Source organism: Shewanella intestini, from assembly GCF_018221465.1.
Classification (GTDB): domain Bacteria; phylum Pseudomonadota; class Gammaproteobacteria; order Enterobacterales; family Shewanellaceae; genus Shewanella; species Shewanella intestini.
Window position 1 is genome coordinate 26175 of sequence record NZ_JAAIKR010000005.1, and the last position, 12148, is coordinate 38322.

The 12148-nt window shown below is 37.1% G+C and carries 10 protein-coding genes and 1 pseudogene; 7 read left to right on the forward strand and 4 right to left on the reverse strand.

Annotated features, from left to right (window positions below; translation table 11 throughout):
• The first annotated feature begins 63 nt into the window (after window positions 1–63).
• Both G3R48_RS07205 and G3R48_RS07210 read left to right on the forward strand, forming a co-directional pair.
• Window positions 64–552, forward strand: a complete 489-nt coding sequence (locus G3R48_RS07205) for an acyl-CoA thioesterase (RefSeq protein ID WP_153663809.1) — start codon at window positions 64–66, stop codon at window positions 550–552.
• Between the two features lie 13 nt (window positions 553–565).
• Window positions 566–1441, forward strand: a complete 876-nt coding sequence (locus G3R48_RS07210) for an NAD(P)-dependent oxidoreductase (RefSeq protein ID WP_153663808.1) — start codon at window positions 566–568, stop codon at window positions 1439–1441.
• A gap of 132 nt (window positions 1442–1573) precedes the next feature.
• On the opposite strand, the gene cdd is transcribed toward G3R48_RS07210, so the two are convergent.
• Window positions 1574–2464, reverse strand: coding sequence for a cytidine deaminase (gene cdd / locus G3R48_RS07215; RefSeq protein WP_153663807.1), 891 nt, complete (start codon window positions 2462–2464; stop codon window positions 1574–1576).
• A gap of 29 nt (window positions 2465–2493) precedes the next feature.
• On the reverse strand, window positions 2494–3909 hold the full coding sequence (gene sbcB / locus G3R48_RS07220; protein WP_153663805.1) for an exodeoxyribonuclease I: 1416 nt from the start codon (window positions 3907–3909) through the stop codon (window positions 2494–2496).
• 438 nt (window positions 3910–4347) lie between these two features.
• Here sbcB and G3R48_RS07225 point away from each other — a divergent pair.
• A pseudogene (locus G3R48_RS07225) lies at window positions 4348–4530 on the forward strand (hypothetical protein); the annotation flags it as partial.
• Window positions 4531–4792: 262 nt separating this feature from the next.
• On the opposite strand, the gene G3R48_RS07230 reads toward G3R48_RS07225, so the two are convergent.
• Together G3R48_RS07230 and G3R48_RS07235 are read right to left on the reverse strand one after the other, a co-directional pair.
• Window positions 4793–6061: a carbohydrate porin gene (locus G3R48_RS07230; protein WP_153663803.1), complete on the reverse strand. Its 1269-nt coding sequence runs from the start codon at window positions 6059–6061 to the stop codon at window positions 4793–4795.
• Window positions 6062–6150: 89 nt separating this feature from the next.
• Window positions 6151–6741, reverse strand: a complete 591-nt coding sequence (locus G3R48_RS07235) for a YybH family protein (protein ID WP_153663801.1) — start codon at window positions 6739–6741, stop codon at window positions 6151–6153.
• Window positions 6742–7200: 459 nt separating this feature from the next.
• On the opposite strand from G3R48_RS07235, the gene G3R48_RS07240 reads away from it, so the two are divergent.
• The 4 genes from G3R48_RS07240 (at window position 7201) to G3R48_RS07255 (ending at window position 12066) form a co-directional block, all read left to right on the forward strand.
• Window positions 7201–7728 carry a cytochrome c3 family protein gene (locus tag G3R48_RS07240; RefSeq protein ID WP_153663799.1) on the forward strand — a complete coding sequence of 176 codons (528 nt, stop codon included), beginning with the start codon at window positions 7201–7203 and terminating at the stop codon, window positions 7726–7728.
• A 180-nt stretch (window positions 7729–7908) separates the two neighbouring features.
• Entirely contained in the window at window positions 7909–9456 is a 1548-nt protein-coding gene (locus G3R48_RS07245) for an FAD-dependent oxidoreductase (RefSeq protein ID WP_194823872.1), read from the forward strand.
• A 957-nt stretch (window positions 9457–10413) separates the two neighbouring features.
• Complete coding sequence (locus G3R48_RS07250; protein ID WP_153663795.1) at window positions 10414–11136, forward strand: TetR/AcrR family transcriptional regulator; 723 nt, start codon at window positions 10414–10416, stop codon at window positions 11134–11136.
• Between the two features lie 411 nt (window positions 11137–11547).
• A complete protein-coding gene (locus G3R48_RS07255) occupies window positions 11548–12066 on the forward strand; it encodes a GNAT family N-acetyltransferase (protein ID WP_194823871.1) in 519 nt (172 codons plus the stop codon).
• Window positions 12067–12148: the final 82 nt, after the last annotated feature.

A 12148-nucleotide genomic window follows, 5' to 3' on the forward strand; every position in this document is an offset into this window, starting at 1 on the left:
AGCGCTTTTTTTGTTTTCAGTCTCAGTGTATCGTGCATAAATACCTGATAAATGGAGTCGATTATGGCTGGTACACAACGAGAACTCACATTACGCTTTTTAGCTGAACCTGCCGACGTTAATTTTGGTGGTAAAGTACACGGCGGCGCAGTGATGAAATGGATTGATTTAGCGGCCTATGCGACTGCTGCTGGTTGGAGTGGTAAGTATTGTATTACAGCCTATGCGGGCGGAATTAGATTTGTAAAACCGATTCACGTTGGCAATATTGTCGAAGTCACCGGCAAAGTGATTTATACCGGCTCAACATCAATGCATGTTGCGATTGATGTTAAGGCTGGCGACCCTAAAGACGACGCTCGACAATTAACCACGCATTGTATTGTTATCATGGTGGCGGTTGATGATGAAGGTAAACCCACGCCGATACCTGAATGGCAGCCAACAACAAAAGAAGATATTCATTTACGCGATACTGCGCTTAGATTGATGGAAATGCGCAAAAAAATCGGTGCAGAAATGGAAGCACATGTTAAACCACAAATTGATTAATAAAGGGGAATCCATGGCAAAAGTAGCATTTATTGGGCTAGGGGTAATGGGCTACCCAATGGCAGGTTTTTTACAAAATAATGGCCATGAAGTGACTGTTTTTAATCGAACTCAATCAAAAGCGCTGCAATGGGTGAAGCAATATGGCGGCGAGTCAGCTGTGACACCGAAAGCGGCAGCAACGGGCAAAGACATCGTATTTACTTGTGTGGGTAATGATGATGATTTACGTCAAGTGGTGGTTGGTGATGACGGTGTTATCCACTCAATGAGCGCGGGAAGTATTTTAGTTGACCATACTACAGCCTCTGCCGATGTCGCGCGTGAATTAGCTGCAACCTTACAGCTCTCGGGCGTGCATTTTATGGATGCGCCTATTTCTGGTGGTCAAGCAGGTGCTGAAAATGGCGTCTTAACGGTGATGATGGGTGGCAGTGAACAAGACTTTAATGCGGTGAAACCTGTCATTAGCGTTTATAGCCGCTGCGCGCAATTGCTTGGGGATGTGGGCGCGGGTCAATTAACCAAAATGGTTAATCAAATTTGTATTGCTGGCGCGGTGCAAGGGTTGGCAGAAGGACTTCATTTTGCCAGAAGTGCAGGGCTTGATGGCCCTAAAGTAGTGGATGTTATCAGTAAAGGAGCTGCGCAAAGCTGGCAAATGGAAAACCGTTATCAAACCATGTGGGACGGTGAGTATGACTTTGGTTTTGCAATTGATTGGATGCGTAAAGATTTAGGCATTGCACTAACAGAAGCGCGAAAAAATGGCAGTCATTTACCTATTACCGCCTTAGTTGATCAGTTTTATTCAGAATTGCAATCAATGGATGCTAACCGATGGGACACTTCAAGCCTATTAGCAAGACTTGAAAAAACGCGCAAATAGCGCTTTGCGTTAAATAAAGTCGCCAGCCTATAACTGGGGCCAATAGATAATAAAAAAGACAGCTTAGCTGTCTTTTTTGGTTAAATTCAATTAAACCGGAGAGAAAGGATTTTTAGCAACAAGTCACTATGGTTATTCAGGGGTTAACTGCAAATGTTCAAGCTCAATTGCACAAACAGCATTAAGCGCATTTTTCGCCGCGAGTAAATTACTGACTTTACCCGCTGCTGATTCAACTAATAGCGCGCGTTTTATGTCTGTGTAATCATAATTGTGGCGCAGTAAGCTACTAAAAGCCATTTGCATAGGCTGCATTGAAGGGTTGAAGGCAGCGTTTTCTGCATAACGACCACTGATCAATGTGTCATCATGCATTTGTAGCACAACGGCTGAGTAATTTTGGGTATAAGGCGCGTAGCTTAAACAAAGCTGCTTAACCGCTTCTTGGCATAAACTGTCATCAGCTTGTACTGTAAATGGCTGTGAATGTTGGGTGAGTAATGGCTCACTGACTTGTAGATCGCTTGGGCCAAATGCGTAAGGTAAATAATGCGACAATGCTTGGGTGTCTTGTCCGGGCAAATGTACCTTTATCTGTTGGCCATCCACTAATTCATTCATGAATTGACGGCAATGACCACAAGGACTGAAGTTAACCACAATATCAACAATTCGCTGCTCACCCATTAACCAAGCATGGCCAATAGCGCTTTGTTCAGCATGTACCGTATGGAATAGCGCTTCTGCAGGCAGCTCTAAATTCGCTCCCATGTAAATATCACCGGTTTCGCCAACGGCGATTGCGCCAACATAAAACTCACTGAGTTTAGGGCTCGCCAATGCCGCAGCAATAGGTAATAACTCAATTAACAGCTGCGATTCAGCTAAGTTGGTTTGCTTGATTAATGCTTGCTTGGCTTGTGCACTTATGAAACCAGAAAAAGACCCCTTTAGAAGCGGCGTAATGGCCGCAGATAAGGTATCAGAAAGCTGTGACAGTGCATGAATAAATCTGGGTTGCATCTGCAATTCCTTGTTTTGTTTAAGCGACATTATAACGACTGCAAATATTGATAAAGTGCTTTAAGCAGTTTTTGTTTATGTTCATTTTGACTGGTTTGTTCAACTAAGTTTTCAAGGTTAATCACATAATCAGGGTCTGATAAGCGCTGTTGACAAAATTCGCGCCATTTTAATGATTCTGACTCAGATAGTGTTTCAGGGTAATTTCGTGCTCGAAAACGAAATAACATTTCATTTATGCGTTCATCTTCAAATTGTAAATCAATTGCCGCAAGGTGCTCTGGAGATGTCTGTCTAATAATGTCCATTTTGGCTTTATCAGCATGACTAAAGAAACCGCCACTATAAAGCATTAAATCAGGGTCGGTAATTGCAGGTCTGTCAGACTCTAATTCAAATACGGCATTGAGTTTTTCGCGTATTTCAGGGTGCTGCTTTAATAATTTATATTGCGAACGAGCAAAGTTAATATCAAAACCAATTCGTTCACACACACTATCGTCAAGCAGTTTTGGTGAACCAATAAATGGGCATTTATTAGCGTGGATAAGCTTAATGGCGATAGGTAATTCTGAATCGCTTAAATCTGCTTTTTTAGTATACATCCGCGCGGATATTTCATCAGCTGATAGCGTTAATAACGGCGATAAATCCATGGCTAAATTCACGCATATTATCGCATTCTTATTCGTTGGATGATAAGCCACAGGCGCAATTAAGGTTGTGCAGCCTTGGAGTGAGCTAATTTTACTGCTCACGTGTACCAACGGTTGCATTTTTAATACATCAATTTGTGCTGTGACAGCTTGTTTGCGGCGTAAATTAAAGTAGTAATCAAACAACTTAGGTTGTTTTTGTTTGATTAATTTTGCCATTGCAATGGTGGCGTAAACATCTGACATGGCGTCATGCGCTTTTTCATGACTTAGGCCATTTGCTTGGGTTAATAATTCTAATTTAAAGCTGGGTTTACCTTCTTCATTTACTGGCCAATTAATACCATCTGGCCTAAATGCATAACAAGCACGGACTAAATCGATAATATCCCAACGCGAATTACCTTGTTGCCATTCACGTGCATAAGGATCAATAAAATTACGGTAAAAACCATACCGACTGACTTCATCATCAAAGCGTAAGGAGTTATAGCCGGCTACGCAGGTATTAGGCTCACTAAACAACTCATTAATATACTGCATGAATTGAGCTTCAGGGATGCCTTTTAAATTAGCTAATTGTGGGGTGATACCGGTGATTAGAATCGCTTCTGGTGAAGGCAAATAATCAGGTGCAACTTTACAGTAAAACGTTTCAGGCTGACCAATGATGTTGAGGTCTAGATCGGTACGAATACCAGCAAATTGTGATGCTCTATCTTTAGCCGGAGTGGCACCAAAGGTTTCATAATCGTGCCAGAAGATCGTTGGCTGTTTTATTTGATTCATATTCGTATTTATTTTTCCAGAATACTACGCGGTTATTGGGTTTTAGCTCTGTTTAGTGTCCAGTTGGTCTCGGTTTGATTTAGATATGATTGTTATCGTTAATCATTACTGCGCACACTAGTGTGTGCATGCAAAAATGAGGTGTGTACATAAAGTATGGGTATAACTAATTCTCAATTAACAAAACTTCTTAATAAAATACATGATAAGCCTTTTGAGCTTTTAGATCGAGATTCTTTAGAAATCAGAGCCTCTGCAAAAGGTAAGATTGCCTAGCGGTATCACTTTAGGAACAATGGGAAATTTGACTGAGTAATTCTAGGTTTCTGCAAACTTGTACTCGACCCAAATGACTCAATTGTTAAAGGCGCTCAAGGTATGAATGTGGGCAAACAAACTATGGGTAAATGGGTTCGACAATTAAGAGTTGAACATCACTTTATAGAAGCAAAGAATGAAATTACATGATACATAATTGGATATAATTGTCAGTTTCGCCTGCACCAATATAATGGGGGGCTGTCGCCCAATGAATCAGAGCGATTTTACTGGTTAAACGCTAAGATCGTGGCCAATATTTTTTGTCCACGACAAAGCAAACGTGCATGCTGTGTTGGCTGATGTATTGAGCTGAAGTAAGTTGTTGTCAATATATTTTAAATAGTGAACGTTATTTGATTTGATGAGTGTCGCACTTGACAATTAAATTTGGTAATTCGTCGTTTAATCGTCATTACTAAGATAATTACACTGTTTTTTGTTGGGACGTTATATCACAGCGTAAGTGATGGGGTATGGGGGATGGGTAAAATGACAATGTGTCAACTGACTAGAAATAACAAAAGCCACTTTTGCTAATAAAAGTGGCTTTTGATTAATGTCTTTAGAACATCACAGTGTAACGTACAGTCGTGATGAAGTTAGATGAAACAAGGTTTTTTTCAGGTAATGGGATATTTGCAGATGTACCACCATCTGTAAACATTGGATTTTTAATATATGAAAGAATGACAGAAAGGTTGTCATATCGACTTAAATTATATTTATAAAAACCTTCCAAAAGTTGTTCATTTTTATCACTCACGCTTTGGAATATTTTGGCAGGTTTTGAGTAAGAGTAACCTAAACCAATTGTATCTTGTGCGCGATTAAATATATGAGCAGGGGCAAGGAAACCGGCTGTTATTGCAAAATCTGCTTTTGAATATCTAGCTACGCCTAGTCGACTGAAAAGTTTTATACCATTTGATATTTCATAGTCGCCTTGAATCCCAAGTCCTTGAGTGCGGTTGGTCGTTTTCCCCGTTGGGTTACGATCATCTTGGAAATAGAAACTCTTATTTATATCATATAATGTGAACTTAACTGCAGCACTCCCTTCACCAGTTCTTTTGTTTCCATAAGCAAATTCGATTGCTTTCCAGAGATCACCTTTATATAAGTTTTTATAACCTGGGCCTGTATTAAAGTTACCTGAAGCATCTGTCGCAACAAAACGGACATAATTAAGTTTGTCTTTTGTAAAATTATAGGTATATGACACGCCTACGCCAGGGTAAGGGGGCTGTAACCATGTTGATCCAGATAATTGAAAACTCATGAAGTTAAAGAACTGATGTCCACCACTCCAGCCAACAACTTCAATAGTGGGATCCATACGGCCAACTTTTAATGAGTTATTACCGTAATCTAAGGTAAAGTAAACTTGTTTTAACTGACTTTTCCAACGTTGATCTAGGGTGCCTGATAGCGGATCCGTTAAGGATGATGTAGAACTGCCTGAAAGGTAACCAGTATATTCGCCATTAATTGAAATATTTAAATCGTCATTGTGATAAAAATCCCAGCCGCCTAACCCGACAAATTGAGTGGTGAAGGCTTCATCACTCATTTCTGGACTAACTGGAAAGTGACGATACATTTTTTTAGACGATTTTTGATAAAAAGAACTTACAATACCGCCAAAATGAATCCCATAATTTTTTTGTAAATCAGGTTTTATGCTGCCGATACTGGTTAAAGCGCTATGATAGAAATTTTCATCTGATTGCGTGTTATTTTCGTTCGCTTCTACGCTTGTTGAGCTCACTAAGGAACCAAAGCTACAGAGTGTAAATAACATGGGCGCCAAACGTTTGTATTTAGTTTGCATTTTATTATTGCCTTTATTCTTATAGCAGATAGAAGATATTGAAGTGAATAGGTTTAGTATTCACTTCATATATTTTGTTAGTGTTTAAACTAATCTAAATCAATATGTTGTCTGCCTGTATCTGGGTAACCCATTGGGCCTGCAAGCTTCCCATGCCATAAAGAAAAGTGTTCATGTACAATTTTCCAAGAACCTTCAGATTGCATCCAAATAAAAGATAAACGCATCGCGCTATCAATTAACTCTCCACTTGTTAATCTTGTTTTATTGTCAATAATAAGTGTTGTTAGCACAATGTCATCTGAAAGTCGTACAGAATGAACATCCCTAGTTAAAAACTTTTGCTTGTCTACAACACCATTAAATATTTTACCTAGCCAAACTTTGTAATTATCCCAGCCTTTATGGAATGGGCCATCTGCATCTGCGAATCTTAATTCAGGGTCTTGGTTATAATAAGACTTAACTTTATTAATGTTCATTTTACCAAAGCCGTTAGCGACTAGGTCAATGACCATGCTTTTAAAAAAATCTTGTTGTTTTTTATCTAAACTAAAGTCATGTTTTAACTGGCTAGCAACATTTATAGGTTTTGTGACTGGCTTTGCGTATGAACCAAAGCTAACAAAACTAACGCTGGTGAAAACTGCAGCAAGTAAAATCTTATTTATACATTTCATAATAACCTCTTATATTGTTTAAATTTGATAGAGTGGATATGTTTACTAGAGTGTTTAATTTGTTTTAACCTCCGAAATTAAAATAAATTAAAATAAATTAAAATAATTGTTAATTAGCCGTTAAACTTGGTACTAAGTCATAGATGTCATGTTTTGCAATCAATTAATCAATTAATCAATTAATCAATTAATCAACTAATCACATTATCGTGTCAGCTATTTCGTTTTGGCTTATTGTGTGAAGGATTGTCTAATAAGAATCGAGGGTAAACTTAGGCTTGGGTCACTCTATTGAGGTAATAATATTACTGAAAATAAAAAATATGCTTAGTAATATTATTACAGGGTATTTGTGATGCTTGTGGTTTTATCTTATATTTTTTTTGATAGACTTATTTTCGAACTCAGTATTCGTACGTTTAATTTATATTGGCGTATATTATTTATTTGGTCGTATATATGAAAAATAACATTGTTAAAATATCCGTTGTATCCCTTATTTTATTATTGTGTTTAGCCTGTATAGTTATTTTTGTTGTTCCTACTTTGTCAGGTAATAATAACGGAATAGCTAAATGTTCAAATTTATCCAATTTTGCAAATAGTTTTGCTGATAAGACGCTATTAGTTGGCCAGCATCAAATAGCGGTTAACGGTAAATGTGAAGCATGCCACGCAGATAAAGACAATTCAGAGAGTCTTTTTGCTTCTTGCCCAACAAAAAATGAAGTACCCAAAGTGTCACGAGATAATTGTTTATCTTGTCATAATGACCCATCTAAAGTTAAAGAAGTTTTCTCTGTCACAGTCGATAAAATCAAATTTGTTGATGGTGATAAAGTCTTTAAGTTACATGATAATCACACTGGCGAAAAAGAATGTGCTAGTTGCCATAAAGGGCACGGCAAGTCTTATGTGTTGTGTGCTGAATGTCATAACGCTAAATGGATCATGGATTTAAAAAAGAAAGGTTGGGCTATTGAGTAGGTAACGCTACTTAGTGAGTTCAATTGTCATGTCAGTAATTAAATACATTTATTAGGTGATTTTATGTCAAATATACACAAAGACGTTGCCGACAATTCACGTCGTTTATTTCTCAAAGCCGGTGTTGTAACTGGGGCAACTAGTTTAAGTGCGGTAGCGTTATCTGCATGTAATCCTGCAATGAAAGATTGCCCAACAACTGAAGTTGGTGAAAAAGGAGCTAAAAAATGGAGCTGGGAAACAGTACCTGCGCCCATTCCAGAATCTAAAATTGTCAAAACAATCAAATCTGAAATTGTAGTGATTGGAGCAGGTATCGCTGGATTAGCTGCTGCAGCGCGTGCTAGTGAATTGGGCGGAAAAGTTGCCGTTGTGGAAAAACACACTGATGTACGCATCTGTGGTCTAATGTTTGGTGCGACTAATTCTAAATTAATGCAAAAAAATAATATTAAGTGTGACAAGGAACAAGTCGTTGTTGACTGGCTTAAAACATGTGGCGACCGCCCACAAGAAGAGTTAGTCAGACTATATGTTGATAGAAGTCCAGAAGTTATTGACTGGTTGATTGAAAAAGCAGAAGGGCATGGTTGTCCGGTGCATTTATACAACGGTCAATATAAAGGTAAGAATCACTTTGAACATATGGGAACACATATTTTTGAATACAACTTCTTCCCAGGCCAAGGTATTAACCATGCTCCGGGATGGATGCTAAAAATGCAATGTGAAGAGGCTAAAGATGTAGACTTTTATTTTGAAAATCACGTTGAACAACTCCTTAAAAAAGATGGCAAAATTATTGGTTGTGTTGCTAAGACTAAAGAAGGCTATGTTAAATATTTAGGTAGTAAAGGTGTACTTTTAGCCACAGGTGATATTTCCCATGATCGCGAGATGCTTGAGTGTTTTGCGCCTGTAGGCTTATTGCCTAAAAAAGTCATTTACCCACCAAAACCATTGAATACGGGTGATGGACATAAAATGGGTTTTTGGGTTGGTGCACAACCTGATTTAGGTGATTGGCCAACGATGTTGCACCCATTAGCTTATAGCTGGCAACAGTTTGGTTTTATTCATGTCAATACCCAGGGTAATCGTTTCATGAATGAGGATACTTGGATTCAAGCAAAATCGATTAAAATCTTAACTCAACCAGGCAATAAAGATTACGCTTTCACCGTTTTTGATAGTAATTGGAAAGAACAACTTGCTAGGACAATTCCTGTTGGGGGGGGGCAATTTTGGGATGGTATGGAGAGAAATATCACTCAGGAATGGACTCCTGATCTCGATGTAAAACGATTGGAAAATGACATTGAATCAGGTATTGCGTTTAAGGCTGATACATTAGAAGAGCTAGCAGATCTTATTGGTGTCGACAAAAAAATATTCTCGAGCACAATTAAACGTTATAACGAACTTAGTGACGCTGGAGTTGATAGCGACTATGGCAAAAACCCTATTATGTTGAATAGTATCAAAGAAGGTCCATTTTATGCGACTAAACATGGTCCTGCGTTACTTGCCGTCACTGGTGGCCTGTTAGTAAATAATAAAATTCAAGTTCTTGATGAAAATCATCAGCCAATACCTGGACTTTATGCAGCAGGTAATGTTTCTGGTGGACGTTATGGCGTTGACTATCCTGTCACAATCAATGGTACAAGTTTGATGACCGCAACGATGTGGGGCTATATTGCTTCTGAAACAATGCTAAACGCTTAATAGCATGGATGATAAGCCCAATAACTTTCCTATTGGGCTTTTTTTATTTTAATTTAGATGACGATTTATTGTTTTTTTCAATTAAATCATTGCTAATGTTATGCCAGTGATTACTGGTATAAGTATTCCTTAATTCAACTCACCAGTGCGATATTTGTCAAACCAAATAATCATCATTGTTTGATTAAAAATATCTAATGCTAAATTGAGCACGAAACATTTTTTATCTCGATGTTTACTTCTTAAGAATATAAATACAATACCAGCAGCTATCTACGTCCCTAATTCTGTTCGTTTTTTTATGTGCTGGTGCAATAAGCCGTCATCATTCTCATTTGCACTATACTGACAAGAGCGTTATGGATGAGCAAAATATACCTTTGCTTCTATAGCTTGTAGTATCACACTTATTACATGGGTAATCTGTTCTTGGGATCCGTTTTTTTCTATCAATAAATTATTACATTTCACTCGTTAAGATAATAGCCTCTTTTTATAGCTAGACTTGCTCGTCATCACTCTAGAGAATAGTTAATTGATGAGATTTTAAAGGACATGCAATGTCAGCAATTGAAACCCACCCTCTAAAGGGCTGAAGTCTGATAACTTCTGCCTTTAGTTAACTGCAGATAACTTATTACCATACCATTTTATTTTGGGCGGAAAAGCAAACGAGGTTAACCAGTTAACAACTTCTTTACCGCGCTAAATTGTCGTCGTTCTGATATTCATTTAGGTTATATATATTTGTTATTTTTTATATTATTAATATAGGATATATTGATTTTAATACGTTGTTAACCTTACTTTTGTTTTTGCTGTCAAATGTGTTTTTCTCATGACCAACCGTTTGTTGTATATCAAAAGTATGACGGAGGTTACAAATTTAAGTTTAGCATTTTACACCATTGCTAAAAAGAATATAATTTTTTTGCCTTATATGTTGATGTGGTTACTATGCAAATTGATAAATTAAACTCTATTTTAAATAGTGCGGAAGCCTTAATATTAAAACAAGGTATTATGTCATTTAAAATATCAGAATTGGCAAAATTAGCAAAATGCTCTAATGCAACACTGTATTCTGAATTTAACAATAAAGAAGAGATTGTTTACACTCTTTACTTAAGGGCAACAAAAAATAAGGTAAAAAGAATAACTAACATTGTCGAGATGGATGGTGTTAGTAATAAGGATAAAATCATTATCATTAGTATGCTTGATATTTTCCAGTCTTTTGTTAAAACACTAAACTTATCAATCCTAAGTAATCTTCCTAATAATGAAAATTTATCAATAACAACGAAAGGAAGTTGCGTGAAGGAGTTTTATAAGCTGAAAGAGATTTATGATAAATTATGGCGGGAAGCGATTGATAATAAAGAATTATTAAGTACTAAAGAAGATGTTATCGCGTTAAGTTATGAGCTAATTATATATCATAAAGGTGTGATTGAATTTATAAATGATTATAACTTAAATAAAATCGGATGGAATATGACACCTGAAATGTTCTTTGAATATATAGTGAAAAAAATAAATTCTTTAGATTGGGTTGATCATTCAACAATAGATTATCAATCAACGTGTAGTTTAATGCATAATGAATTATTGACCAGCTCATTTCATAAAACTAAAAACTCAAACGAGAATGTTTTTGAGTCAGAAATGGATATATAGTTGGAAAAAATACTGCATCTTCGACTTATTTAGTCAACAAAGCAGTTTGACCGTTTTAACACATAGAAGGCATCTTTCGATGCCTTCTATGTGTAATGTGGCATGTCTTGTGATTAACGCCACTGTTTCAATATCTAGCTCAGTGTCTGTGTTTTCTTTTTTGAACAATATCGCCGCCCATTGTGATCACAATGTCCTACCCACCAACATATACTCAACGTTCTACCATGTCTGAGCGCTCATTTATTGATGCTGCTTATATTAATGATAAGTAACAAGTTTAACTCACATTTTTGTTTGAGGTGATAAAGAATCAAACATGGTATTGGCCCCCATTGCTTTGAATTAGGTTTGTATTAGTCACTTAGAGATGGTATCAAAAACGGTCTATGAACAAGGAAAGAGCAGAGCATGAAAATTGATACGAATAGATTAAACATGGTTCAAATCATTGCTAAAAATTGGGCTTTTTATCAATCAATAAACCGTGACCCCGATGTTATTAGCTTATGTTTTGATGAACCCTCATTGGAGGAAATTAAGGCAAGTTTTGAATCGCGTCTGCCAGTCTGGGACAAGGCTTCTGAACAATGGCTGTGCTTGACTATTACGTTGAATGAAACTGATGAAATGATCGGTATTACAGGTTTTCGTGTACAAAATGGTATTGCTGAAGTTGGGTTTATGATTCAACCTAAATATCATGGGTTAGGGTATGGAACTGAATCGCTAAAAGCTTTGATTAAGTGGGCATACGAAAACCATGGGATACAATGTTTTAATGCGGTTGTCACTGAGGGCAACATTGGGTCAGAGAAGGTGCTAATAAAATGTGGCTTTTCACTCAAAGATGTTATCCCAAATAGCTATAACATTGGTGGTAAATTGTATGCAGATCATATTTACCAATACCAAAAAATTACTTTATAACAAAGCCGATAAATGACATTGATAGTTGATAATTTACGCTAACCAAACTTTTAATGCTACCTGCTACTTTAATTGCTGCCCG